General features: G+C 67.7%; 21 protein-coding genes. 6 read left to right on the top strand and 15 right to left on the bottom strand.

All coding sequences use genetic code 11. From position 1 onward, the window contains the following. From UUA_RS06690 to UUA_RS06620, 15 genes are all read right to left on the bottom strand, one after another. Nucleotides 1-1,626, bottom strand: coding sequence for an ABC1 kinase family protein (locus UUA_RS06690; RefSeq protein WP_039953667.1), 1,626 nt, complete (start codon nucleotides 1,624-1,626; stop codon nucleotides 1-3). Continuing rightward, nucleotides 1,623-4,088 carry a phosphoketolase family protein gene (locus tag UUA_RS06685; protein ID WP_153022983.1) on the bottom strand — a complete coding sequence of 822 codons (2,466 nt, stop codon included), beginning with the start codon at nucleotides 4,086-4,088 and terminating at the stop codon, nucleotides 1,623-1,625. The genes UUA_RS06690 and UUA_RS06685 overlap by 4 nt, the downstream gene beginning before the upstream one ends. Further along, on the bottom strand, nucleotides 4,085-4,999 hold the full coding sequence (locus UUA_RS06680) for a ribose-phosphate diphosphokinase (protein ID WP_008435342.1): 915 nt from the start codon (nucleotides 4,997-4,999) through the stop codon (nucleotides 4,085-4,087). Before UUA_RS06680 ends, UUA_RS06685 begins: the two co-directional genes overlap by 4 nt. Then, entirely contained in the window at nucleotides 4,996-6,507 is a 1,512-nt protein-coding gene (locus tag UUA_RS06675) for a thymidine phosphorylase family protein (protein ID WP_008435340.1), read from the bottom strand. The genes UUA_RS06680 and UUA_RS06675 overlap by 4 nt, the downstream gene beginning before the upstream one ends. Beyond that, a complete protein-coding gene (locus UUA_RS06670) occupies nucleotides 6,504-7,895 on the bottom strand; it encodes an MBL fold metallo-hydrolase RNA specificity domain-containing protein (protein WP_008435339.1) in 1,392 nt (463 codons plus the stop codon). The genes UUA_RS06675 and UUA_RS06670 overlap by 4 nt, the downstream gene beginning before the upstream one ends. Nucleotides 7,896-7,992: 97 nt before the next feature. Continuing rightward, complete coding sequence (locus UUA_RS06665; protein WP_008435337.1) at nucleotides 7,993-11,172, bottom strand: efflux RND transporter permease subunit; 3,180 nt, start codon at nucleotides 11,170-11,172, stop codon at nucleotides 7,993-7,995. Then, nucleotides 11,169-12,488, bottom strand: a complete 1,320-nt coding sequence (locus UUA_RS06660; RefSeq protein ID WP_039953666.1) for an efflux RND transporter periplasmic adaptor subunit — start codon at nucleotides 12,486-12,488, stop codon at nucleotides 11,169-11,171. The genes UUA_RS06665 and UUA_RS06660 overlap by 4 nt, the downstream gene beginning before the upstream one ends. After that, complete coding sequence (locus UUA_RS06655; RefSeq protein WP_008435329.1) at nucleotides 12,485-13,756, bottom strand: TolC family protein; 1,272 nt, start codon at nucleotides 13,754-13,756, stop codon at nucleotides 12,485-12,487. The genes UUA_RS06660 and UUA_RS06655 overlap by 4 nt, the downstream gene beginning before the upstream one ends. 86 nt (nucleotides 13,757-13,842) lie before the next feature. Then, on the bottom strand, nucleotides 13,843-14,271 hold the full coding sequence (locus UUA_RS06650) for a hypothetical protein (RefSeq protein ID WP_008435324.1): 429 nt from the start codon (nucleotides 14,269-14,271) through the stop codon (nucleotides 13,843-13,845). Between the two features lie 69 nt (nucleotides 14,272-14,340). Then, nucleotides 14,341-14,793, bottom strand: a complete 453-nt coding sequence (locus UUA_RS06645; protein ID WP_039953665.1) for a DUF411 domain-containing protein — start codon at nucleotides 14,791-14,793, stop codon at nucleotides 14,341-14,343. Between the two features lie 2 nt (nucleotides 14,794-14,795). Then, a complete protein-coding gene (locus UUA_RS06640; protein ID WP_008435322.1) occupies nucleotides 14,796-15,887 on the bottom strand; it encodes a c-type cytochrome in 1,092 nt (363 codons plus the stop codon). A 9-nt stretch (nucleotides 15,888-15,896) separates the two neighbouring features. Beyond that, a complete protein-coding gene (locus UUA_RS19870) occupies nucleotides 15,897-17,135 on the bottom strand; it encodes a copper resistance protein B (RefSeq protein WP_008435320.1) in 1,239 nt (412 codons plus the stop codon). Next, nucleotides 17,132-18,895 (bottom strand): copper resistance system multicopper oxidase, encoded by a 1,764-nt coding sequence (locus UUA_RS06630; RefSeq protein ID WP_039953673.1) that lies wholly within the window; start codon nucleotides 18,893-18,895, stop codon nucleotides 17,132-17,134. Before UUA_RS06630 ends, UUA_RS19870 begins: the two co-directional genes overlap by 4 nt. A gap of 102 nt (nucleotides 18,896-18,997) precedes the next feature. Beyond that, the gene (locus tag UUA_RS06625) at nucleotides 18,998-19,393 is read right to left on the bottom strand and encodes a hypothetical protein (protein ID WP_235605962.1); all 396 of its coding nucleotides are present in this window, start codon (nucleotides 19,391-19,393) and stop codon (nucleotides 18,998-19,000) included. 95 nt (nucleotides 19,394-19,488) lie between these two features. Continuing rightward, nucleotides 19,489-19,824 (bottom strand): hypothetical protein, encoded by a 336-nt coding sequence (locus tag UUA_RS06620; RefSeq protein ID WP_008435316.1) that lies wholly within the window; start codon nucleotides 19,822-19,824, stop codon nucleotides 19,489-19,491. Between the two features lie 161 nt (nucleotides 19,825-19,985). Between UUA_RS06620 and UUA_RS06615 the strand changes: the two genes are divergently transcribed. The 6 genes from UUA_RS06615 to UUA_RS19965 all read left to right on the top strand — a co-directional run bounded on the left by UUA_RS06615 (nucleotide 19,986) and on the right by UUA_RS19965 (nucleotide 24,168). Next, complete coding sequence (locus UUA_RS06615; protein ID WP_008435315.1) at nucleotides 19,986-20,900, top strand: 23S rRNA (adenine(2030)-N(6))-methyltransferase RlmJ; 915 nt, start codon at nucleotides 19,986-19,988, stop codon at nucleotides 20,898-20,900. Between the two features lie 36 nt (nucleotides 20,901-20,936). Further along, complete coding sequence (locus tag UUA_RS06610) at nucleotides 20,937-21,455, top strand: Slp family lipoprotein (protein WP_008435314.1); 519 nt, start codon at nucleotides 20,937-20,939, stop codon at nucleotides 21,453-21,455. A gap of 298 nt (nucleotides 21,456-21,753) precedes the next feature. Then, nucleotides 21,754-22,179 (top strand): hypothetical protein, encoded by a 426-nt coding sequence (locus UUA_RS06605; protein ID WP_008435313.1) that lies wholly within the window; start codon nucleotides 21,754-21,756, stop codon nucleotides 22,177-22,179. A 151-nt stretch (nucleotides 22,180-22,330) separates the two neighbouring features. Then, nucleotides 22,331-23,230 carry a cation diffusion facilitator family transporter gene (locus UUA_RS06600; RefSeq protein WP_008435312.1) on the top strand — a complete coding sequence of 300 codons (900 nt, stop codon included), beginning with the start codon at nucleotides 22,331-22,333 and terminating at the stop codon, nucleotides 23,228-23,230. A gap of 74 nt (nucleotides 23,231-23,304) precedes the next feature. Then, entirely contained in the window at nucleotides 23,305-23,841 is a 537-nt protein-coding gene (locus tag UUA_RS06595; protein ID WP_039953664.1) for a DUF2058 domain-containing protein, read from the top strand. 84 nt (nucleotides 23,842-23,925) lie between these two features. Beyond that, nucleotides 23,926-24,168 carry a hypothetical protein gene (locus UUA_RS19965; protein WP_008435310.1) on the top strand — a complete coding sequence of 81 codons (243 nt, stop codon included), beginning with the start codon at nucleotides 23,926-23,928 and terminating at the stop codon, nucleotides 24,166-24,168. The last annotated feature ends 29 nt before the right edge of the window (nucleotides 24,169-24,197 follow it).

Below are 24,197 nucleotides of genomic sequence, written 5' to 3'. Positions count from 1 at the left end.
TCACAGGTGTCCCGAGCGGCCGATGCCGATGATGAGGCGCACCGACAGCACGCCAGCCGCGACGAAAGCGATGACAGCAAGCACTGGCAGGTGTCCGAACATCTGCGGACCGTCCCCATGCAAGGTCAACAGCGAGGCACTCATGTACAGGCCCAGGGTGACCAGCGCCAACGCAAGCCGGTTGCCGGTGCGCGCAATCGCCTCCTGCGTCGAGTCCAGGCCACGATGAAAAATGGAAAGAGCCAACCGGCCATCGCCCAGCTGAGCTTGCCGCAACATATCTGCCGCAAGCTGGGGTAGTTGCCGTGCAGCGTGCATCAGCTGCGCCGCGACCTGGCGTCGGGTGCGGGTTGCGTTGACTGTCCTGGCGATCGCTGGCGCACGGGCGGTCAACGCCCCCAGCACGTCCAGATCCGGAGCCAGGGTGCGCAGCGTGTTCTCCAGCAGGAAAAGCGTGCGCATCAGCACCAGCAAGTGAGGTGGCAACCGGAAATCCGCTCCCTGGCCAATCCGGGCTACACGCCAGATCGCTTCTGCGATTGACCATTGCGCCAACGGGCGACTCGCCATCTCGGAAAGGATCATGTGCACTTCGCGTTCGTACGGCCGACGATCGACTTGCACGCGGAAGAATTCGAGGGCGATCGCGGTATCCAGCACCGTTGGCGCGTCGTTGGCGGCAATGGCTTCCACCAGCCCGCCCAAGGCCAGGCGCGACGCCGGATCAAGCACCCCGATCGAGCCGAAGTCATGCAGGCACAGGCGTCCGTCGTCCAGGACGAACAGGTTGCCCGGGTGGGGATCGGCATGGAACACGCCAGCCACCAACAGCTGGTGTATGTAGGCGTCGAGCAGCCCCGCGGCCAGCGCGGGCGCGGCAGGTGTCCCATACACGGTCTCGATCCGGGAGCCGTAGCTGCGGTCTTGTACCAGTACCTCGCGCGTGGCCAACGGCTCGATCACGTGCGGCACAGTGATCCCCGGCAAGGGATCGATCACGCTCGCCATGCGCCGCATGTTCTGGGCCTCGTGGCGCATGTCGATTTCGTCGTGAAGGAACGCTGACAGTTCGTCCACCAGCTCCAGCGGACGTTGGCGCTTCAGCGAAGGATAGATCCATTGGACGACGCGGACCGCGCGCCGCAGCAGGCGCAGGTCGGCCTGCACCTGCGCGTGGATGCCTGGCCGCGTGACCTTGACCACGACGTCGCGCCCGTCGAGCAGGCGCGCAGCATGGATCTGCGCCACCGATGCCGCGGCAAGGGGGGTGGCGTCGAAGCTCATGAACAGCTCGCCAAGCGGCTTTCCGAACGCCTGTTCGATAGTGTGGATCGCGGCGTCCTCCGGGAATGGTGGAACGTCGCTGTGCAACCGCGACAGCGCCTCGCGATATTCCGGCGGAAGCAAATCCCAGCGTAGGCTCAAGCCCTGCCCCAGCTTGACGAAAGTCGTGCCCAGGCCCACCAGCGTGTCACCCAGTCGTTCGGGTATCCGCTGCGGCGCGCGCCCTCGCCACCGGACCACGTCGAACCCGAGGCGCAGCATCGCCCAGCCGATCTGCATCGCCCGCAGCATCGCGATGGTCGCGGACCTGTCCTCCCGTAAGCGGGCTGCCGGGGGGCTCATCGCACCGACTCCGGTGCCGCCTTCAGAACGGTCGCGGGATCGCCCGTGCCGTCGATGGCTGCCAGCTCCTGCGCGTTCAGCAGTCGCGTCCGGTCCAATCCCAGTACGCCCGCAGCCGCCTCGACCACGTGGGCCCAGGTGCAGCGGTTCGCGAACAGCAGCCCCGGCACGTCCATGGTGCCGCCATGGTTGATGAAGCCGAGGGCGGTGGTGGTGGCCGGACCGGTATCCAGTCGCCGCAGGGCGCCAAGATACGGCTCCGGGCGTGTGTGCGTAAGCAGCACCCGGGGCAGATCGTCGGGAAACAGGCGCCGGACCTGGCCGTCGCCGTGGACGTAGGCGGCTTCGTCGCGATCGCGCGGCGTGCGGTAGCGCGCGGGCTCTCCGAGGTAGACCACGGTGGACGGCACGTCACGTGCAGCCAGCCGTGCCCGCGCACGCAGCACTTCCTGCAACTGGTACGCGCCGGTGGCGACCAGCAGCAGCGAGGATGCATCGGGATCGCCTGCCATCCGCACGGCCCCTTCGGCCGCCAGCTCTGCCGCCTGCGCACGGGTCAACACGTGCGGCACGTCGCGCTTGGGCACCACCAGCGCAGTGATGGTGCCGCGCTGCGCGTAGGCCCGCGCCAGCGCAGCTGCCGCCGCATTGGCATCCGGAGGAAAGACCACCCGCGACACGTCGGCCATCTCGCCGAGCAGCGCCTCGGTCATGGTCGGATCCTGGTGCGACTGTTCGTTCTTGGCGTTCTCCCAGGTATGCGAGGTGAGCACCAGCGGGATGCCCAGCCAGTCCTGTGATCGACCGGCCAGCCGCAGCTGGCGCGAGAAGATCAGTTCCTGCCGGATGGCGCCGAGCATCTTCGGCGCGAAGGCTTCGTAAGTGACCACCAGGTTCAAGCCGCCCTTGTTGGCCAGCGCCGCGCACACCACCGCTTCCTCGTTGAGCGCTGTGATGACGGCGCCCGTGGCGGATTCACTGTTCCCGGTCTCGGGAATCTGGACCCGGTGCTTGAGCAGGTCAAGCGAGCGGTCGAGCCGGTTGCTGCGCAACTCGTCGGGGTTCCCCAGGCGCACGCGCAGCTGCGGGTTCGCTTCGACGATCGCAACGAACTGCTCGTCCATCGCCCGCATCGGTGAGCCTGCCTGGCCAGGCAGGCGTTCGGCGATCGCAGGCACCTTTGGCGGGGCGACATCGCGGGTCGCCAGCGCATGATCGCGCTCGCGCACCCGTTGCTGTTCCCGGTGGGTGTTCAGTGAGGAGATCGCCTGATCCAGCTCCGGCACCGGCACAAACAGTGCTGCGGCGCCTTCGTTGAAAAGATCCCGCGCCATGACGTCGTGGGCCGGATTGCCTGGAAGCGGCAGGTTGTGCGCGGCATTGGTGCCCGCGCCAGGGAAGCCATAGCCCTTGATGGTCTCCGCAATTCCGTACGGGAGCCGGATCCCGCCTTCCGGCGCTTCTCCGCAGGCACGCAGCCGCGATTCCATCGCGTGAATGCCCCACGCGATGCTCGCCGGGTCGCGGCCATCTATCCCGACCGGCTCGAAGCCATTCAGGCGCAGGTGCTGATGCAGCCAGCGGTCCCCGCCTTGCTGGGCAATCTGGCTGCGCTGCTCGATGCGGCGTCCGTTGAGGATGATGATGGGCGACACGAGTCCGCTGTCTTCCGCGCGCCACCAGCGCGGAGCCCAATCGCTGCCACGCTGTTCCTCGAACGCACCATCGCTCAGGAAGGCCACCAGCCGCTCGCCCTTGAGCGGAGCGTGGACGTACTGCAGCTCGGCGAAGCCGAGGTAGCCCCCTTCAAGGATGCCACCGGCGGTGTGGGCGTTCACGTGCGAGCCCAGCGGCGACTCCGGCGAGCCATCGGGCTTCAGGGTGTAGGCGTAGAAGTCCCCGCACAAGCGGCTCAGGCCGGCATCGGTGCGGTCATAGCGTGATGCATGGGCAGGCGTCATGTTGCCAACCAGCACGTTGAGCGCGTCGATCGCGGCAACGCAGTGCCCCTGGCCCATCATCCACGCCCGCGTGGTCCCGTCCAGCGCATCCATCAGCAGGTAACCTGCGTACGCCGGAACCATGTTCAGCGAACCGCCGGTATGGCCCTCCGGCGCCGCCTTGAAGTCGTCGGCTGCAAGCGCGGCACCGTCGGTGCGTACCCGGCGGGCGTAGGTCATGTGCACGACCAGCCATATGGCGGCGCTGGCGAGACGATCGGCGGCGGCGAGACGCCGCCATCCGTCATCGGGATCCGCGAGCTGCCCGAGCGCGACCAGCTCGGCCACCATCTCGCGGACCCGCAACTGGGTCAGCGGGTCGTGCTGGATCATGCCGTAGCCGGCGGCCCAGTGGGAAAACGCCGGGTCAGCCTGTCGATAGGCGGCGGCGAGCTGCTCCATCCGATGGCGTGGAGCGCGATCGAGCTGGGAGACCGTACAGCAGGTTGAATAAAGATTCATGAGACCTCCGGTGCAGCGGAAAGGGACGTCATGAGCTTGGACGCGGCGGCCCCGAGCGCCGGTCCCGTCGAGATCGCGTTGGATGGATGGGCGATCGTGTCGGTACTGACGATTCTCGCCAGGCGGGCAGTTTTCAGTTGCTCATAGGCATCGCCCGAGAACACGGGATGGATTGCCACCACGACCGGCGCCGGCAGGCCGAGTCGTTCCAGGTGCACCAGCGTCTCCAGGATCGTGCGCCCCGATGAAACGATGTCGTCGACCAGCACCGGTGTGCGTCCGGCGGCGGCATCGGCATCAGGCAGGCTGACGCTGACGTCGTAGTCGCCACGGCGCACCTTGCGCAGCACCTGGAAGGGTACGCCGGCCTGCGTCGCGATACTGTTCACCCACTGCTCGCTTTCACTGTCGGGCCCGATCACGGTGGCGTCGGGCACGTTGGCGGCGATCCAGCGGGCCACGACCGGAGCGGCGCGCACTTGTGCCGTCGGGATGCGATACAAGGCATCCAGTCGTGGCGTGCGATGCAGGTGGGGGTCAACCGTCACCAGCCAGTCGAAGGACTGCTCCAGGAAGCGCGCGAACAGCGGCGACGTGACGGCTTCGCCGCGGTGGAAGCGGGTGTCCTGTCGCATGTAGCCGAGGTAGGGCGCGATCAGACCCACGCTGCGGGCGCCGAACTCACGTGCGGTCTCCGCGGCGAACCGCAGCGGCAGGGCGATGGCGTCGGCAGTGCGCAGGCTCGCGAGAATGGCGAGGTCGGCGCCCTGCAAGCCATCATCCAGGGCGACCAGGGATTCCCCATCGGGAAAGCGGTGCCAGTCCAGCGGGGCAATACGGGCGCCGAGTTCAGCGCCGACGGTCGCCGCCAGGGCGACGTCGGCGGGGAACGGGATCAGGATGCGATTCATGCAACCTCCTCGACGGCGAAGGGCGCGGCAGTCGCCGCGTACTCCAGCGCGTACGCCAACTCTCCGCGCGACTGCGCATGTACGGCGAACAGGGGTTGCCCGCGCTGGACGACGTGACCGATCCGCAACGCGGTTGCCAGGCCCGCGGCGGGCGAGCCGGGTGCGCCGGCGAGCTTGGCAATACGTGCCAGCCGGCGATTGTCGATCGCCGCAATCCGCCCGGACACACCCGCGGTGACGTCGGCAGTGAACTCCGCGTGTGGCGGTTCGCGGAAGCCGCCCTGGGCTTCACAGATCGCGAGGAACTTCGCCAGCGCCCGGCCCGAGTCCAACACCTCATTGGCCCGCGATGCCCCCGTGCCCGCGGCGTTGCCGGGCACCATCTCCAGCAGGGCGCCGGCGAGCGCGACGCTGCGCTCGCGCAGGTCCGCCGGCGCATCGGCATCGTTGCGCAGGACCTTGAGCACGTCCAGCGCCTCCAGCGCGGGCCCGATGCCCACGCCGACCGGCTGGCGGCCGTCGGAGCGGTACACGTCCAGCTCAAGGCCAAAAGCCGAGGCCGTGCCACCCAACCGGGTTGCAAGATGGGCGCCGGCGACCTCGCTGCGCACCTTCGCGGTCGGACCGACTGGCATGTCGATCAGGACGTGGGTCGAGCCGGCCGCGATCTTTTTCGACAACACGCTGGCGACCAATTGCCCGTCGCTGTCGAAATCCAGCGGTCGCTGGATACGGATCATGATGTCGTCGGCCGGGCTCAGGCGGACGTTGCCGCCCCAGACAATACACCCCCCCTCACGCTCCACGACACGACGCATGGCCGGCAGGTCCAGTGCCACCGGCGCCATCACTTCCATGGTGTCGGCGGTCCCTGCCGGCGACGTGATCGCGCGCGAAGAGGTCTTGGGGATTCGATAGCCGAGCGCGGCGATGATCGCGACCACGATCGGGGTGGTGCGGTTCCCCGGCAGACCGCCGACGCAATGCTTGTCCAGTACCAGGCCTTCGCCCCAGTCGAGCCGCTGACCGACCGCCAGCATGGCCCGTGTCAGCGCGGTGGCTTCGCCCTGGTCCATGCGCTCGCCGGCGGAGGCGGCGACGAAGGCAGCGAGCTCCAGGTCCGACAGCCGGCTGGCCACGGCGTCCTGCATCAGGGCGAGATACTGGGATTCGTCCAGGCGCTCGCCAAACACTTTGGCCCGCAGTGCACCCACCGAAGCCGCCGGCTCGGGGTGACGGAAGCTGGCCAGCACCCCGGGTTCGGGCGCCAGTGCGTTCCAGGCCGCCTCCGAAAGAGCCACCTCGTCGACGGCGACCATGTCGCCGACAACGACGTTCAGGGTCGCGATCAGCGTGCGATGCCCGAGCTGCATCTGCACCCGGGTCATGGCAACGAATCCTTCCGAGCGGCAGATCTCGCAGTCGCGGTGCATGTAGACCACCGGCTGCTGGTAGGTGTCGATGCCCGCGCGGATGACACGCATGCGGGTGTGGGCCGACGCCTTCATGCTCCATGCCCTCCTTCCAGCGTCACCCGTTCCAGGTGTTCCGGAGCATGGGCCGACCATCCGAGCTCGCGCTGGATGCGCGCGCGCAACGCGTCTGCCGCGTCCAGCTCGCCATGCGTCACGTAGACGACGCGTGGCGCCGTCGGTGCAGTCCGCATCCAGTCCAGCAGTTCGTTCGCATCCGCGTGGCCGGAGAACCCCTCCAACTGGATGACCTCGGCGCGGATGGGAACTTCGCGACCGAACATTCGCAGTGTGGACGCGCCCCCCGCCAGGGCCGCGCCGCGGGTGCCACCGGCCTGGTAGCCCGCGAGCACGATGGCATTGCGATCATCGGGGCCGAACGCTTCGATGTGATGCAGCACGCGCCCGCCGGTCGCCATGCCGCTGGCCGAGATGATGATCATCGGCCCGTGCTGGCGATTGAGCGCTTTGGACTCCTCGACGCTGTTGACGAAGGTCGCCAGTTCGAACATGCGGCGGCAGTCTTCGTCCGATACGTGGTGTTCGTCGTGATGGCGGTGGTAGATGTGGGTCGCATCGATGGCCATCGGGCTGTTGAGGTAGACCGGAACCCGCGGGATCTCGCCCCGCTCGCGCAGGCGCGCCAGGTGCAGCAGCAACGCCTGCGCCCTGCCGACCGCAAAGGCCGGGATCACCATCACCCCGCCGCGGGCGGCCACCCGGCGCACGATCGGAGCGAGTTCGGCTTCCTGGTCGATCGGCACGTGCGCCCGGTTGCCATAGGTGGACTCGCAGACCAGCACGTCGCAGGCGGGCAGCGGCGAGGGCGGGTTCATCAGCGACTCGTTCTGCCGCCCGAGGTCGCCGCTGAAGTGCAGGCGCAGGCCATGCACGTCCAGGCTGAGATGGGCGGCGCCGATGATATGTCCGGCTGGATGGAAGCGCACCCGGATGCCGGGCATCACCTCGATTTCTTCGCCCTGGTCGTGCCCGTGCAGGTACTTCAGGCTCTTGCGCGCGTCCTCTTCGGTGTACAGCGGCAGCGGCTCCTTGTGCTTCGAGTATCCCTTGCGCGCCGCGTACCTTGCCTCCTCTTCAAGCAGGCGACCACTGTCGGGCAGCAGCAGGCCGCACAGGGCTACGCTGCCATGGGTGCAATGGATGCGGCCGCGGAACCCCTGTTTGACCAGCGCAGGCAGGTATCCCGAGTGGTCCAGGTGCGCGTGGGTGAGCACGACGGCGTCGATGGATGCCGGGTCCACCGGGAACGGGGCCCAGTTGCGCTCACGCAGCTGCTTGTAACCCTGGAACAGTCCGCAGTCGACGAGTACGCGGTGGCGGCCATCTTCGACCAGGTAGCGCGAACCGGTGACGGTGCCGGCGGCGCCGAGGAACTGCAGGGTCGATCCGCTTGTGGTGTTCATGGATGCTCCAGGGAGGGTGGATTGATGCGTGCGTGGTCCAGCAACTGCCGGCGCTTGACCAGTGAGCCGGTGAGTGCCAGGGCGGGAAGAGCCTTTTTCATGGCGTGGATTTCCCTCCGTCGGGTTGGGGGCGCGCGCTCGGGACGTTCCTGCGCAAGCGTCGCAGGACCAGCAACCGGAACGCCGCGGGAATTACCAGCATCGACAGCAGCGGCGCGGTGAGCATGCCGCCGATCATCGGCGCCGCGATGCGCTGCATCACTTCGGAACCGGCGCCCTGGCCGAGCAGGATCGGAAACAGACCGGCAAGGATCACCGCCACGGTCATCGCCTTCGGCCGCACGCGCTGCACCGCGCCCTCGCGGATCGCCTCGTCCAGCTCGGCCGGCCCCGAGCGCGGATCGGCCGTCAGCTGGCGATCCCACGCGTGGCGCAGGTACAGCATCATCACCACGCCGAATTCGGCGGCGACGCCGGCCAGCGCGATGAAGCCGATCATCGTCGCGATCGACACCGCATGCCCGAGCAGCCAGATCAGCCACAGGCCGCCGACCAGCGCCAGCGGCACGCTGGCCATGATCAGCGCCGCCTCGCTCACCCGGCGGAACACCGCGTAGATCAGCACGAAGACGATCAGCAGCACGACTGGCACCACCAGGGTCAGCCGCTGCATCGCCTGCGCCAGGTATTCGAACTGGCCCGACCACGCCACCGTGATGCCCGCCGGCAACGGGACCTCGCGCGCCACCGCACGTTGCAGGTCCGCCACCACCGTGCCGAGGTCGCGGCCGGCGGTGTCGACGTAGATGTAGGCCGCGAGCTGACCGTTCTCGCTCTTGAGCATCGGCGGCCCGGCGACCACCTCGATGTCGGCCACCTGCCCCAGGGTCAGCTGCACGCCGTTGGCGGCGACGATCGGCAATGCCTTCAATGCAGCGAATGAATCGCGCTCGGCCCGCGGGTAGCGCAGCACGATGGGATAGCGCTCGCGGCCTTCGATGACCTGGTCGATCGGATCGCCGCCGACCACCGTCGCCACCAGCTCCTGCAGCTGCCGCTGGGTCAACCCGTAACGCGCGGCCTCGGCGCGGCGGATGCGCACGTCCACGTAGCGCCCCGCAGCGGCGCGCTCGGCAACCGCCGAACCCACGCCCGGCACGGTACGCGCCACCGCCTCGATCGCATCGGCCACTGTCTGCAGGCGGTCGACATCGTTGCCCAGCACCTTGATGCCGATCGGGCTCTTGATGCCGGTGGCCAGCATGTCGATGCGGTTGCGCAGTGGCGGCACGAACAGGTTGGTGAGGCCCGGTACCTGCACCGCCTGGTCCAGTTCCGTCTTGATCTTGTCCATCGTCATGCCCGGCCGCCATTGGTCCTTCGGCTTGAACGTGATGGTGGTTTCGAACATCTCCATCGGTGCCGGGTCGGTCGCCGTGTCGGCGCGGCCGGCCTTGCCGAACACGTGGTCGACCTCGGGCACGGTCTTGATCATGCGGTCGGTCAGCTGCAGCAGCTGCGCGGCCTTGCCCGAGGACAATCCGGGCAGCGCGGTGGGCATGTAAAGCAGCGTGCCTTCGTCCATCGCCGGCATGAACTCGCTGCCGAGCCGACTGAGCGGCAGCAGCGCGCTGAGCAACAGCAGGCCGGCCAGCACCAGGGTCGCCTTTGGATGGTGCAGCACCGCCTCCAGGATCGGCCGGTACAGCGCAATCAATCCACGGTTGAGCGGGTTGGCGTGTTCCGGTCGGATGCGCCCGCGGATCAGGTAGCCCATCAGCACCGGCACCAGGGTCACCGCCAGCCCGGCCGCCGCCGCCATCGCGTAGGTCTTGGTGAACGCCAGCGGCTTGAACAGCTTGCCCTCCTGCCCCTGCAGCGCGAACACCGGGATGAACGACAACGCGATGATCAGCAGGCTGACGAACAGCGCCGGCCCCACCTCCGCCGCCGCCTCGACCACCAGCGACCAGCGCGCCGCGCCCTGCGGTTCCCTGCCGTCGTGCGCGTCGCGCCAGTGCTCCAGGTGCTTGTGCGCGTTCTCGATCATCACCACCGCCGCATCGACCATCGCGCCGATCGCGATGGCGATGCCGCCGAGCGACATCAGGTTCGCCGTCACGCCCTGCAGGTGCAGCGCGATGAACGCGACGAGCACGCCCAGCGGCAGGCTGATTACCGCCACCAGCGCCGAGCGCAGGTGGCCGAGGAACAGCACGCAGACCAGCGCCACCACCAGGAACTCTTCCAGCAGCTTGCCCCACAGGTTGTCCACCGCCGCACTGATCAGCTGCGCGCGGTCGTAGGTCGGCACGATCTCGACGCCGGCCGGCAGGCTGCGCTTGAGGTCGGTGAGCTTCGCCTTGACTGCATCGATCGCGGCCTTCGCGTTCTTGCCCGAGCGCAGCACGATGATGCCGCCGGCCACCTCGCCCTGGCCGTCCAGCTCGGCGATGCCGCGCCGGAAGCTCGGCCCGCGCCGCACCGTGGCGACGTCGCCAAGCAGCACCGGCACGCCGCTCGCATTGGCGCCGACCGGCACGCGCTCGAAATCCCCGCGGCTGCGCAGGTAGCCTTCGCTGCGCACCATCAGCTCCGCCTCGCCCTGCTCGATCACCGAGCCGCCACCGGCGCCGTTGGCCGCACGCACCGCGTCCACCAGTTGCGCCACAGTGATGCCGCGCGCGGCCAGCGCCTGCGGGTCCGGCACGATCTGCCAGGCGCGTTCCATGCCGCCCAAGCTGGCCACCTCGGCCACGTCCGGCACGGTCTTCAGCTGGTAGCGCAGGAACCAGTCCTGCAGCGCGCGTAGTTCGCCGAGGTCGTGCTTGCCGGTGCGGTCGACTAGCGCATATTCGTAGATCCAGCCCAGGCCGGTGGCGTCGGGGCCGAGCGACGGGTTAACCCCGGCGGGCAACCGGTCGCGAACCTGGCTCAGGTACTCCAGCACACGCGAGCGCGCCCAGTACAGGTCGGTGCTGTCGTCGAACAGCACATAGACGTAGGAGTCGCCGAAGAACGAGTAAGCACGCACCGTGCGGGCGCCGGGCACCGACAGCATGGTGGTGGCCAGCGGATAGGTGACCTGATCCTCGACCACCTGCGGCGATTGCCCGGCCCAGCTGGTGCGGATGATCACCTGGGTGTCGGAAAGGTCCGGCAAGGCGTCCAGCGGCGTGCGCGTCAGCGAGAACACGCCGGCCGCGGCCAGCGCCAGCGCGGCCAGCAGCACGAACACGCGGTTGGCGATGGCGGCGCGGATGAGGGCGGCGATCATGGATGGCCTCCGCTCGGCATCACGTGGCCCGCATGCGGGTCATGCGAGGTTGCCGGATGAGGTGCACTGGTGGCGGCCGCAGGAACCTCTCCGTGTTCGCCAAGGCGTTCCAGCGCACCAGACAGGCTGGCCTCCGAGTCGATCAGGAACTGTCCGGAGACGACGACCTTTTCACCGCCGCGCAGGCCGTGCAGGATTTCCGTGTAGCCATCGGCCGAGCGTCCGGCATGCACAGCCAGCGGGCGGAAACGGCCATCGGCCTCCGCCACGATCACCCGCGTCTGCACGCCGGTGGCGATCAGTGCATCACTCGGCACCACCGGCACGGCCTCGCCTTCGGCCGGCTGCAGTTGCACGGTGGCGAACATGCCCGGACTCAGTCGGCCGTCCGGATTGGCCAGCACGATGCGCGCGCGCTGGGTGCGCGTGGCGTTGTCGATGTCCGGCAGCAGCGTCTCCACGCTGCCGTGGAACTCCTGCCCGGGCAACGCATCGGCGCTCACCGTAACCGGCGTACCACTATGCACCGTGCCGGCGACCGCCTGCGGCAACGCCGCCTCGACCCAGACCGTCGCCAGGCTGTTCAACGTCATCAGCGTCTGCCCGGCACCGACCCGCTGGCCTTCCCGTACCTCCAGCGTGGTGACCACGCCCGTTTGCGGCGCATCCAGCGTGATCGCCGCGCCCGCACCGCGGCGCGCGGTGCGGATCTCCGCGGCGGTCAGACCGAGCACCCGCAGGCGCTCGCGGGCCGCGCTGCGCAAGGCCTTCGCATCAGCCGATTGCGCGCCCTGCAGCGCGTCGTACTCGGCCAGTGCGCTGCTCCACTGCGGCGCCAACAGCTCGGCCAGCGGCTCGCCCGCCGTCACCTGCGTATACGGTGCACGCACCCACAACTTGCTGATCACCGCGTCGACGCGGGCGCTGACCGTGGTGGCTTCGCGCGGATTCCACGTGATGGTGCCCGGCACCCGTACCGCAGTAGACAGGACACGGCGTTCGACCGACGTGGTCCGGATGCCCAGATTCTGTACCGTGCCCGGGTCGATGCGCACGCCTTCAGCGCCCGCCTCGTCACCCGCATATTTGGGCACCATGTCCATGCCCATGGGTGATTTGCCAGGCTTCGGGAAGTGCTGCGCCGGCTCCATCGGGTCGTACCAGTACAGGATCTCTTTGGCGGAGCTCGGCGAGGAAACCGGTGTGCCCGCGGGGGCTGCTGTGCCGACAGGTTGGCGGCGGCCGCCGAGGTAGCCCACCAGGAGCAACAGCGCCGCGAAAAAAACGGCGGCAAAAATGATCAATGGACGCTTCATGGCGTCACCTCCGAAGGCAATAGATAGGCCAGCGATGCCCACAACCGTGCGCGAGCAGCGAGCGCGTCGGCATAGCTCAGGCGCAGTTCGATCTCGTCGCGACGGGCATCCAGCCAAGGCTGCAGCACGCCACCACCGCGATAACCGGCCAGCGCTGTTTGCGCGCGGTCGCGCGCCAGCGGCAGCAGGGTTTGCTGATAGCGCTCGATCTGGCGATTCCAGCCCTCCCAGGTTGCCGCGGCGCGCGCGACAGTTTCCTGCTGGGCGCGCCGGGCATCTTCATGGTCAGCCTGGACGGCATCGCGCTGCGCTTGCCTCGCGCTGATGCCGCGATCCTGTCGGTTGTGGGTAAACAGCGGCAGGCTGACGCTGAACTGCACCGTGAGCATGTCCGACATCCGTGGCGCACGCTTGCCATATTCGGCACTGACGCTCCAGTCCGGGTGCCTGGTTGCACGCGCCTGGTCAAGCGCGGCTTGCGCCACCTGTTCGCGCGCCGTCCACGCCTGCATCGGCGCCTGCTCGTCGATGGATCGCTGCAGGCTTTGCGCGCTCACCGGCAATCGACTGAAGTCCGGCGCCTCGCCGAGTGGGCCGGTGATGGGCCCTACCCAGCGTTGCAGGCTGGCCTGCGCCGCCGCGATGTCTGCGTCAGTGGCCTCCAGGCGATTATCGAGCAGGGAAGCCGCCGCACGCGCGGCCAGTGCATCGGAAGCACCACCTTCGCCGCCGCGCAATCGCGCCTGGGTGGTTTGCACGGCCAGCGCGCTCTCGCCGCTCAGTTCGCCCAGCAGCGCGCGCGCACGCTCGGTGATCCATACGTCGATCCAGGCATCGGCGATACGCTCCTGCACGGTCTGCGCGGTGGCTATGCGATTCGCTTCGGCGGCACCGATCTGGGCATCGGCCAGCCCGCGCTCCGCAGCTCGGGCCGCGCGCGACGGGATGGCTTGCATCACGCCTACGGTGCGCATGGTCATGCCGTCCGAGCGCAAACTGAAGGCGCCCGGTGCGGTCACCGGATAACTGGCGATCCCGAAGGTCAGCGCCGGGTCCGGCAAGCGTCCGGCACGCGCTGCCTCCTCGTGCGTGGCAGCGACATCAGCGGCACGTGCCTCGATTTGCGGGGCACGCGCCAGCCCGCGTTGGACAGCCGCTGCAAACGTCAGCGGCGGTTCGACGGCTTGTGCCGCCGTGGCCACCGCTCCCCACAGGAGCGCGGCCAGGCCTGTCGCCAGCAGGCGTCGGGCGAAATACATGTACAACATGGATGGACACTCCGTCGATCTGGAAGATGCGCCGTGCCAGAACGGACACGACGACACCACGTCAGTGGATAGCGCGACGTGTCAGATCAAATCAGGAGCGAGCAGAACAACAATCGAGGGAGGGGTGGCGGTGCACGCAGCTGATCCCGTCGCACCAAGGCGCGATGCGACGGCAACGCCACCGCGGCCACGGACGGCAACTCCGGCGGCAACGCGGCCAGCATGCTGGCCGGCACCGAGGCGCTGCGCGCATCGACCTGGGTGGCGTGGTCGGGTTGGCAGTGCTGTCGGCACAGCGGATCGGCCGGCGCCGCCGGCATTTCCATGCAGCCGCCACTCATCGCTGCCATCGACGACGAGTGCACCGCCACGGCCGCCGCGACCGCGCCAGGCGACGCCGGCGCGGTGCCACAGGCATACGCGGCCACCGCCACCTGCTGCCAAAGCAGCAGCAGGGCCACCAGCCACGCAAGGCGGCGACGGGTGAGCGGGCGGAGGCGGAAGGCGCGTTTCATCTCACGGGTACTGTAGCGTCAGGGGCGGCGGCGTCATTGATGCGGATCAACCAGGCAGCGCGGCGTCGCTCACGCGCCCGGGCCGTGCGTCGCGTAGACCCGGGTCGAGCCGTCGCGGCCGATCAGCACCACGTCGTAACGTTCGGGCGCACCCATCTCCATGCCGGGCGAACCCATCGGCATGCCGGGCGCGGCGATGCCGATGGCGTCCGGTCGCTCAGCGAGCAGGCGGCGGATGTCCTGCACCGGCACGTGCCCTTCGATCACGTAGCCGTCGATCACCGCAGTGTGACAAGACACCGCACCCGACGGCACGCCGAAGCGCGCCTTCACCGCCGCCATCGGCTGGTCCTGGTGCACGGTGACGGTATAGCCCTGCGCGCGCATGTACTCGACCCATGCGCCGCAGCAGCCGCAGGACGGGTCGCTGTAGACATCGAACGCGTTCGCCGCCAGCGCCACCGGCGCGAACAACATCGCAAACAGCAGGCTGATGCCCGTGCGGGAAAGCCAACGCTTCATCATCATTCTCCTGGTACCGGGGCGGTTTCCCACTGGACGGACACGATCTTCCAGCTGTCGCCGTCCTTCCTGAGCTTGAGCATCTCGCGGCTGCGCAGCGTGGTCGACTTGCCCTTGATCATGGCCTCGATCTCGCTCTCGCTGCCGACCATCGCGGTGTCGCCCATCGGCATCGAGCCCAGCGAGACCGGCGTGAGCTTCGCGGCCTTCAGAAACTTGATGTCGTCGCCCAGATGGCCGGCGACGTATTCGTCGCGCGTCTGCGTGTGGCCGCCTTCGCTGACGCGGACATCGGGCGCCAACAGCGCGAGCACGGCCTCGCGGTCGCCGCGCTGCAACGCGGTCTGGAATGTCCGCGCCACCGCTTCGGCCGTCGGCACCGCGCCCGGCTTCATGCCTTCCATGGACAGCGGCGCCTCGACCGCTGGCGCGGCGGCGTGTTCGTGGGCATCGCCATCAGCAGCGTCGTGGCTGTGCCCCGCTTCGCCGGCCATGGCCATGCCCTCCATCGCAGCCGCACCATGCGCATCCTCGCCGGCGGCCCCGCCATGGCTGTGACTGTGGCCGCCCGCCTCGTCCATGTCGTGGTCCTGCGGTGCCCTGGCCACGATGTCCTTGTATTGCGCCGGCGTCATGTCGGGCATTTTCTGCAGGAACGCGACCATGCTCCAAATGGTGGCGTCGTCGTGGCTGGCGCCCCAGGCCGGCATCGCGCTCATCTTGATGCCGTGCTTGATCACCCAGAACGCCTGGCGCGGGTCGGGCCGGAATTTCGCCAGCTCGGGCGGCTGCGGGTACAGGCCCGGGCGCATCTCGTTCTCGCCCAGGCCCGGCGCCAGGTGGCAGCCGGTGCACATCGCCGCGTACTGGCCAGCGCCTTTCAGGATCAGCTGCGGGTCGTCGAGGCTCGGCACCACGACGTCCTTCGCGTGATGCGCGATCGAACGTTCGCGCAGCGCCTGCATCAGCGCGTAGACGGGTTTCGTGTGGTGGGCGTCGGCACCGATGTTGTAGACACCGGACACGACGAAGACGCCGACACCGGCGATGGCGACGACGCAAAGAACCACGAGGGTAATGATGAATCGCTTCATGAAATCTCCTTAGAACCAGATGCGCAGGCCAGCGACCCATTGCTGGTCGAAGACCGCCTGATGCCCGTCTCGGGCGAAGTCCGCGGTGGCGCCGAAGCGGCGCGTCCAGACTACGCCGATGTACGGTGCGAATTCACGACGTATCTCATAGCGCAGGCGCAGCCCCAGCTTCGCATCCGAGATGCCGCTGCCGATGCCGCGCGCCGGGTCGGATTTGCCGTACAGGTTGACCTCCAGTTCCGGCTGCAGGATCAGCCGCTGGGTGAACAGCAGCTCGTAGTCGGCACGCAGGCGCGCCGCGGTGCGTCCGGAAGGCCCGACATAGGCGGTGGCCTGGATCTCGAACCAGTACGGCGCCAGGCCTTGCACGCCGAACGCGGCCCATTCGCGCCGCGGGCCGGTACCGAAGTCGTGGCGCACGCCCAGTTGCGTGCCCCAGAACGTGGCGACGGAATGGTTCCAGAACGCCTCGATCTCGCCATCCTCTAACCGGCCGCGGCTGCGCTCGCCCTCGCTGCGCAACCACAGCTTGTCCGCGTCACTGCCGTACCAGCCTTCGGCTTCCCACGTCTGGCCGTTGCCGTCGCGGCCGTGGAACGCTTCCAGTTGATCGACCAGCAACATGCCGGCCAACGCGCTGCCGTGCAGGTGCAGTCCATGCGCAGGGCTGGCGGCGATGCCGTCGGAATAATCGCCGCTGCGTGCATCCGCCGGTGCGCGGCCGCCCTGCATCGGCCCCATCGCCATGGCCGGCACCGCTCCCGTGCCGTGTGCCGCGCCATGGTCCATGCCGGGCATCGCGCCGTGATCCATCTCCGGCATCGCCTGCTGCTCCGTGCCCGCCATGACATGACTGGAGGCCGTGGGCGTGGTGGACGACGCGCCATGGCCCATCCCATGCATCGAGCCGTGGTCCATCGGCGACATCGCGCCATGGTCCATGTCGTGCATGGGGTGCGCGCCGGCGGGCGCAGCTGCCGGCGTGGCCGGGGCGTGCGGCTTCTTCGTCTTTTTGACCGGCGTCTTCGCCGCCGGTGGCGCACTGCTGCTGGTGCTGGCCGGCATCGTCATGCCGTGCATGCCGGCGTGGTCCATGCCCGGCATCGCGCCCATGTCCATCGGTGCGGTGCTGCCCGACGAGGCCGGCGCGCTCTGCGCCGTCGCCGCCAGCGGCATGGCCAGCAGCAGCGCGGCCAGCAGCAACGGGTGGCGCCCGGAAAATGCAATGGTTCGACGGTTCGCGCTCATGCCACCACCACCTCGCGGAACATGCCCGCTTCCATGTGGTACAGCAGGTGGCAGTGGTAGGCCCAGCGCCCCGGCGCGTCGGCCGTCACTGCGTAGCTGACGCGTTGCGCCGGCTGCACGTTGACGGTGTGCTTGCGCACCTGGAACTGCCCGTCGGGATTTTCCAGCTCGCTCCACATGCCGTGCAGGTGGATCGGGTGGTTCATCATGGTGTCGTTGACCAGCACAATGCGCAGGCGTTCGCCGGTATTGAAGTGGATCGGCTTGGCGTCGGAATACTTGATGCCGTCGAACGACCACATGAAACGCTCCATGTTGCCGGTCAGGTGCAGTTCGATCTCGCGGCTGGGCTCGCGTGCGTCGATCGGGCCGCCGATGGTGTGCAAGTCGGCATAGGTCAGCACGCGGCGGCCGTTGTCGCGCAGGCCGGTGCCCGGATCGTCGAGGTTGGTGCGCGGCATGTCGACGTGCATGTCCACGCCGGGGCCGTATTCGGTGCGGGCGTGGCGCACGACCGGTACGGGTGCAGCCGCCATGCCGGCCATGCTGCCGTGGTCCATGGCGCCGTGGTCCATGCCGGGCATCGTGGCTTGGCCGCCGTGGTCCGCGTGCGACATCGCGCCCATCATGTCGCGCATGTCCAGCCACACGCGCTTGTCCACCGATGGCACCTCCGCCTCCATCCCGGCGCGCGGCGCCAGCGTGCCGCGCGCGTAGCCGCTGCGGTCGATCGACTGGGCGAACAGCGTGTACGCGCGCTCCTCCTGCGGCTCGACGATGACGTCGTAGATTTCGGCCGGCGAGAAGCGGAACTCGTCGACCGGCACCGGCTGTACGTCCTGGCCATCGGCGGCGATCACCGTCATCTTCAGGCCGGGGATGCGCACGTCGAAGAAGGTGGACGACGAGCCGTTGATGAAGCGCAGTCGGATCTTCTCGCCGGGCTTGAAGATGCCGGTCCAGTTGCCCGCGGGCGCGGCGCCGTTCATCAGGTAGGTGTAGGTGTAGCCGGAAACGTCGCTCAGGTCGGTCGGGTTCATGCGCATCTGGTTCCACATCTTGCGCATGGCCAGCGCGTGGCTCAGACCCTTCGTGCGCACGTCGCGGAAGAAATCCGGCACGGTGGGCTGGGCGAAGTTGTAGTAGTCGCTCTGTTTTTTCAGCTTGGCGTAGATGCGCTCGGGATCCTCGTCGGTCCAGTCGTTGAGCATCACCACGTAGTCGCGGTCCGTCGGGTAGCGCTCGGGGCCGTCCGGCTCGATCACCAGCGGGCCGTACAACGCGTTCTGTTCCTGGAAACCCGAATGCGAGTGGTACCAGTAGGTGCCGCTCTGGCGCACCTGGAACCGATACAGAAAGCTTTCGCCCGGCGCGATGCCGTCGAAGCTGAGGCCGGGCACGCCGTCCATCTGGAACGGCAGGATGATGCCGTGCCAGTGGATCGAGGTCGGCACGCGCAGGTGGTTGGTCACGCGCAGGTTCACCGTGGTGCCCTGCCGCCAGCGCAACAAGGGACCGGGCACGCTGCCATTGACCGTGATCGCGGGCCGCGCCGCGCCGGTGAAATTGACGGCGGTCTCGACGACGTCCAGCGCAAAGTCGGTGCCGCTGAGCACGGTGGGCTGCCCTGGGCTGGTCAGCGCCCAGGCGTTCGGAGGGCGCAGCAGGCCGAGACCGGCCACCGCACCGCCCAGGGCCAGGCCCTGCACGAAACGTCGCCGCGACAGGTCGGTCGCGGGCAATGGAGAAAATGGATTCACGTTCACTTCCTTCGAGGGAGGCATCGGCGGCCGATACCGATCAAGGGCTGCGTTCACGCCCGCTGCAGGGCGGGCGCGAAAGCGCTATCGCAGCGGACGGAATCAGCCGACCGGGGGCCGCAACGGCACTGCGTGGACGACACTGGGCGCCGCCACGACGGAGGAAGAAACACGCAACGGCTCCGGTGCCACCGGCACGAGCCCGGCCATCGCCAGCGCTGGCAGCGCGCTGCCGCACGCCGCCGCGCACTGGGCCGATCCCATCGACCCGTGCTGGTCGTGGTGCGGACCACCGCAACAGTCGGCCGGAGCCGGCATGACGTGTCGACCGTGATCGACCACGTGCGCAACCATAGCCGCTGGCGCCGCACCAATCGCGTCGCCGACCATCCCGCGCGGCATGCCGTGCAACGGCGCCAGAGCGAGGATCAGCCACGCCAACCATGCCATCGCCCGCAGGAACGGCAAACGTGCAACATGGCGCAGCGGGTGGTTCATCAGCACAGCATAGGGTTCGTGCCGGCGGGTCTCAACCCTGGACGAGGGTCCATCGGGCCTCGCCGGCACGCCTGCCACAGGTGAGTCGCCCAACGCTACCTGGTGTAGCCCATGTGCAGCGTGATCTTGTCGCCGGCTTTCAGGTTCGCCACCGAAGCGGGCGGGAAATGCAGGCGCAGCGACATGCCTTCCGAGTCCGCCTCGACCATGCCAGTCTTGGTGTCGACCGAACTCACCGTGGCCGGCATGATGTGCATGCTGCCGTTCTTGTTGTGGCGCATCATCTGCTGATGCATACCGCCCATCTGGCCCATGCCGCTCGACGACGACGCCGGCGCCATGCCTCCGGTGTTCTGGGCGCTGACCGTGCCGAATGCCAGGCAGAGGCCGACAGCGGCCGTCGAAACAATGATTCTTGGCAGGAACGTCATGATGATTCTCCGCGCAGGGAACGTCCGGAGCCGATGTCCGGCCGGTTGCAACGCTGCAACGGCAGGAGCCTGCGCCGGCGAATGTGCAGGAAAGGTCACGTGACGCCCGGGCCGGCGCCGCGGGCCCATCTATACTGGGCAGCCCGCCCGCCGTGACCGCCATGAACTACCGCCACGCCTATCACGCCGGCAACTTCGCCGACGTCCTCAAGCACGTCGTGCTGCTGGCCCTGGTCGAGGCGTTGCAGACCAAGCCCACATCATTCTGCTACGTCGACACCCATGCCGGCAGCGGCAGCTATGCGCTGGAAGGCCACGAGGCCAAGAAGACCGGCGAGTATCACGATGGCATCGCCCGCCTGCACCCGGCCGAGAAGCTGCCGCCGCTGCTGCGGCGCTGGCGCGACGGCATCCTCGGCGGCGAAGGCAACGAGCACGGCCTGAAGTACTACCCCGGCTCCCCGCTGCAGGTCGCCCGGGTGCTGCGCCCGGGCGACAGCGCGCAGCTGTGCGAGCTGCACGCCGAGGAAGCGGTGAAGTTGCGCGAACTGTTCCGCGGCAACCCGCAGGTGCACGTGCACCAGCGCGACGGCTATGAGGCACTGAAGGCGCTGCTGCCGCCGAAGGAGAAGCGCGGACTGGTGCTGATCGACCCGCCCTACGAGGCGCAAGAGGACGAATACCGGCTGATCGAGCAGGCGCTGAAGGCCGCCCTGCCGCGCTGGCCCGGCGGCATCTACGCGGTGTGGTACCCGATCAAGCTGCGCAGCCAGGTGCAGCCGTTCCTGCGCAAGCTGCAGCACAGCGGGGTGAAGCGCATCCTGCGCGCCGAGTTGCTGGTGCATCCGGACGATTCTCCGCTGCGCCTCAACGGCTCGGGCATGGTGATCTTCAACGCGCCGTGGAAACTGGACGACACCCTGCGCGAACCGCTGCGTGTGCTGGCCAGCCTGCTCTCGCAGGAACGCCCGGCCGAATGGAAACTGGACTGGCTGCTGGACGAAGCCGGCAGCCAGCTGAATACGCCCAGCCCGCTGCCCACCTCGCGGCTACCGCGGCCGCCCGCTCGCCGCTAAGCTCGGCGTATCCAGGCTTCTCCCAGGAGCACGACCATGCACACCCGCCTCGCCTCCCTGCCGATCCGCCTCGCCGCGCCGGCCGCTCTGCTGATGCTGCTGGCCGCCTGCGCCCCGGCACCGATCTACAAAATCAGCGGCGCCGCAGCCACCGCGGCACCGTTCCAGGTCGCGCAATCGCCGGAGAACTTCAGCAACCGCGAGGTGATCTGGGGCGGGCGCATCGTGCAGGTCAAGGTGTTCGCGGACCACAGCGAGATCGAGCTGCTGGCCTACCCGCTGGACGCCTCGCAGCGACCGAAGGCAAACGACAGCGGCAACGGCCGCTTCATCGCGGTGATGCCCGGTTACGTGGAACCGCTGGACTACCCCTCCGGCGCGCTGATGACCGTCAACGGCAAGCTCAACGGCAGCCGCGCCGGCAAGGTCGGCGAAGCCGATTATGTGTTCCCGCTGGTCGGCGTGGCGCAATCGCACGTGTGGACCGCCGACGAGATGAACAAGGGCCGCAACAACGTCCGCTTCGGCGTGGGTGTGGGTGTCGGCATCCACTGACGGCTGCTGCGTCGCGGCCAAGCGCCAAAGCTTGAGGGTGAGGCTGCCATAAGTGACCGCTTTCGACCCAAAGCGGATGTTGCTCCTACTCATTTCTCCGTATCTCTCGCGGGACAGCCAGGCGAAGCGGGCGCGGTATCGACTGAAGGCCAATTCGGACGAGAACCGGCAGAGCAATTGAATGTCCCGGATGGAAGCGTGAATCGGACACTCCGCTTGGGGCGCTCGAAGGTACTCACCAACGAGCGGGCCTTCGCGTCTATGCAATACAACGCTTGCCTGAACATGGAATGGAACGATGGATAGATATACGAAATTACTGCTAGCCATATTCCTGGCTGCGACCTCCGCGGCGTCCGCAGCGTCCGTCACGTCGGCAGAAGAATTCCTTCTAACGAAGGCCGCAGCGGATTTTCACAAAACCTCACCAAACGAAATTATCCACGTCCGACACGTTCGATTTGGCCAGGCCATTAATTCCGAGAACGGAAAGCAGGATGTGCTGTGCGGAGAGTTCAAGTCATCTGGTAAAACTGGCAAGCACTGGATCTCTTTTGCCACCACAAAAAGTCGCTATCAAAGCCCCGGGGCCGGTAACTACGAACAATGGATCGGGGCTCAGGCCGAGGTCGTTTGCAAAATGAGGAATGTCACCGAAAATGACGACAAGGACTTGTCATCGATGTTGCAGCAGCGTCTCGACCACTTCACAAAGAAGCCGTAGCTAACTTTCAGGCTGCCCGCTTTCGACCAGAAGCGGACAGTCGCGAAGTTTCTTAGACAGAAAAAAAGCCCGGCTCCAGTGGCCAAGCCGAACACCACACCCCACACGCCCACTACAATTGCCGCCCGCCTCCCAGCCCGAGAACCCCTGTATGTCCGGCCACGCCAATTCGCTGAAGGCGATCTTCCTCGCGTTGGGCGCGAACTTCGCCATCTTCGTGGCCAAGCTGTTCGCCGCCTTCGTCACCGGCTCCGGCGCGATGATGGCCGAAGCGGTGCACTCGCTGGCCGACTGCGGCAACCAGGGACTGCTGCTGCTCGGCATCCGCCAGGCGAAGCGGCCACCGTCGGACGAATTCCCGCTGGGCTGGGGGCGTGCGCTGTACTTCTGGTCGTTCCTGGTGGCGATCCTGCTGTTCAGCGTGGGCGGTATGTTTTCGATCTACGAGGGCATCCACAAGCTCACCCATCCCGAGCCGCTGAAGTGGCCGTGGCTGGCGCTGGGCGTGCTGGTGTTCGGCATCGTGGTCGAAGGCATCTCGCTGCGCGGCTGCCTGCAGGAAGTGAACAAGGCCCGCGGCGACCAGGACCTGTGGACCTGGTTCCGCGAAACCCGCTCCAGCGAACTGCTGGTGATCTTCGGCGAGGACCTGGCCGCCCTGGTCGGCCTGTGCCTGGCCACCTTCGCCATCGGCACCACCATGCTCACCGGCAACCTGATGTTCGACGCCGGCGGCACCATCGCGATCGGCGTGCTGCTGATCGTGGTGGCGGTGCTGGTGGCGATCGAGGTGAAGGCGCTGCTGATCGGCCAGGGTGTGGAGCCGCGCCGCCGCGACGAGTTGATGAGCTTCCTGAAAAACCGCCCCGAAGTCGCCGAGGTGCTGAACCTGATCACCCTGCAGATGGGCCCGGACGTGATGGTGGCGGTGAAGGCACGCATGCAGCCGACCGCCAATCTGATCGATGCGATCAATACCGTCGAGGCGGCGATGAAGGCGGAGTTCGGGGATGTGCGGTGGAGCTTCTTCGAGCCGGACAACGCGGATTGACCGGTAAGGGTTGAACGCGCGAGCCCACGCTGCAATCTCATCCCCACCCCACTCGGCTCTCTCTCGCCCACCCCATGCGCAACCCTCTGCAAGAACAACTCCTCAAGGCCGGCTTGGTCAACAAGACCAAGGCCGCGCAGGTCGTGCGCGAGCAGGCGAAGAAACACCAGGGCAGGGGGCCGGCGGCGCCAAGTGCGGAGCAGGTCGAGGCGCGGCGGCTGCAGGCGGAGAAGGCCGAGCGCGATCGCGCGATGGCTGCCGAACGCAATGCGCAGGCGCGCGCGAACGAGGCACGGGCGCAGGTGCGGCAGATCGTCGAGGCGCACAAGGTGAAGCGTGAGGGCGAGATCGTTTATCGCTTCACTGACGGCGACAAGATCAAGGACGTGCTGGTGAACGAGCCGCTGCGCGCGCAGCTGGCCGCCGGCACGCTGGTGATCGTGCGCCACGGCGAAAGCTACGAACTGCTGCCGCGGATTGCCGCCGACAAAGTCTACGAACGCGACGCGGAGATGATCGTGCTCGACCACGGCCGCAGCAAAGCCGCCACCAGCGATCCGGACGACGAGTACTACAAGCAGTTCGACGTACCCGACGATCTGATCTGGTAGTCCACAGACTTTGACCGAGCACGGCGCGGGTGTGTAATGACCCAGTGAATTTGCTCCGGTGTTGCCTTTCCCAAGGAGACACTGATGAGCAACGGGGTGGACGAAGAGATCAAACGCTGGATGGCCCGGCGCAAGTCGTCGCCGGTGCTGGACGTCATTCAAGGCAAGACGACCGTGGCCGAAGCCAGCTGGCAGTTCGATCTGCCGCCCTCGGCGATCGAGAGCTGGGGCATTACAACACCCGCGTGGCCAATAGCCTGCTTGGCTGTGTGCGGGTCCTGGTTTTGCCGGCCTGGCCCACCCGCAGACGCGCCACGAATGGCCTGATCCTCTCCATGGAGCGGGAGCTCTTGCCG

The sequence above is a fragment of the Rhodanobacter thiooxydans LCS2 genome (genome assembly GCF_000264375.1).
GTDB lineage: Bacteria > Pseudomonadota > Gammaproteobacteria > Xanthomonadales > Rhodanobacteraceae > Rhodanobacter > Rhodanobacter thiooxydans.
This window is presented reverse-complemented; position numbering and strand designations above follow the sequence as displayed.

Bases quoted from the DNA above. Each gene is read 5' to 3' on its own strand.
- UUA_RS06690 (WP_039953667.1), bottom strand. From the start codon at position 1,626: ATGAGCCCCCCGGCAGCCCGCTTACGGGAGGACAGGTCCGCGACCATC.
- UUA_RS06685 (WP_153022983.1), bottom strand. From the start codon at position 4,088: ATGAATCTTTATTCAACCTGCTGTACGGTCTCCCAGCTCGATCGCGCT.
- UUA_RS06680 (WP_008435342.1), bottom strand. From the start codon at position 4,999: ATGAATCGCATCCTGATCCCGTTCCCCGCCGACGTCGCCCTGGCGGCG.
- UUA_RS06675 (WP_008435340.1), bottom strand. From the start codon at position 6,507: ATGAAGGCGTCGGCCCACACCCGCATGCGTGTCATCCGCGCGGGCATC.
- UUA_RS06670 (WP_008435339.1), bottom strand. From the start codon at position 7,895: ATGAACACCACAAGCGGATCGACCCTGCAGTTCCTCGGCGCCGCCGGC.
- UUA_RS06665 (WP_008435337.1), bottom strand. From the start codon at position 11,172: ATGATCGCCGCCCTCATCCGCGCCGCCATCGCCAACCGCGTGTTCGTG.
- UUA_RS06660 (WP_039953666.1), bottom strand. From the start codon at position 12,488: ATGAAGCGTCCATTGATCATTTTTGCCGCCGTTTTTTTCGCGGCGCTG.
- UUA_RS06655 (WP_008435329.1), bottom strand. From the start codon at position 13,756: ATGTTGTACATGTATTTCGCCCGACGCCTGCTGGCGACAGGCCTGGCC.
- UUA_RS06650 (WP_008435324.1), bottom strand. From the start codon at position 14,271: ATGAAACGCGCCTTCCGCCTCCGCCCGCTCACCCGTCGCCGCCTTGCG.
- UUA_RS06645 (WP_039953665.1), bottom strand. From the start codon at position 14,793: ATGAAGCGTTGGCTTTCCCGCACGGGCATCAGCCTGCTGTTTGCGATG.
- UUA_RS06640 (WP_008435322.1), bottom strand. From the start codon at position 15,887: ATGAAGCGATTCATCATTACCCTCGTGGTTCTTTGCGTCGTCGCCATC.
- UUA_RS19870 (WP_008435320.1), bottom strand. From the start codon at position 17,135: ATGAGCGCGAACCGTCGAACCATTGCATTTTCCGGGCGCCACCCGTTG.
- UUA_RS06625 (WP_235605962.1), bottom strand. From the start codon at position 19,393: ATGAACCACCCGCTGCGCCATGTTGCACGTTTGCCGTTCCTGCGGGCG.
- UUA_RS06620 (WP_008435316.1), bottom strand. From the start codon at position 19,824: ATGACGTTCCTGCCAAGAATCATTGTTTCGACGGCCGCTGTCGGCCTC.
- UUA_RS06615 (WP_008435315.1), top strand. From the start codon at position 19,986: ATGAACTACCGCCACGCCTATCACGCCGGCAACTTCGCCGACGTCCTC.
- UUA_RS06610 (WP_008435314.1), top strand. From the start codon at position 20,937: ATGCACACCCGCCTCGCCTCCCTGCCGATCCGCCTCGCCGCGCCGGCC.
- UUA_RS06605 (WP_008435313.1), top strand. From the start codon at position 21,754: ATGGATAGATATACGAAATTACTGCTAGCCATATTCCTGGCTGCGACC.
- UUA_RS06600 (WP_008435312.1), top strand. From the start codon at position 22,331: ATGTCCGGCCACGCCAATTCGCTGAAGGCGATCTTCCTCGCGTTGGGC.
- UUA_RS06595 (WP_039953664.1), top strand. From the start codon at position 23,305: ATGCGCAACCCTCTGCAAGAACAACTCCTCAAGGCCGGCTTGGTCAAC.
- UUA_RS19965 (WP_008435310.1), top strand. From the start codon at position 23,926: ATGAGCAACGGGGTGGACGAAGAGATCAAACGCTGGATGGCCCGGCGC.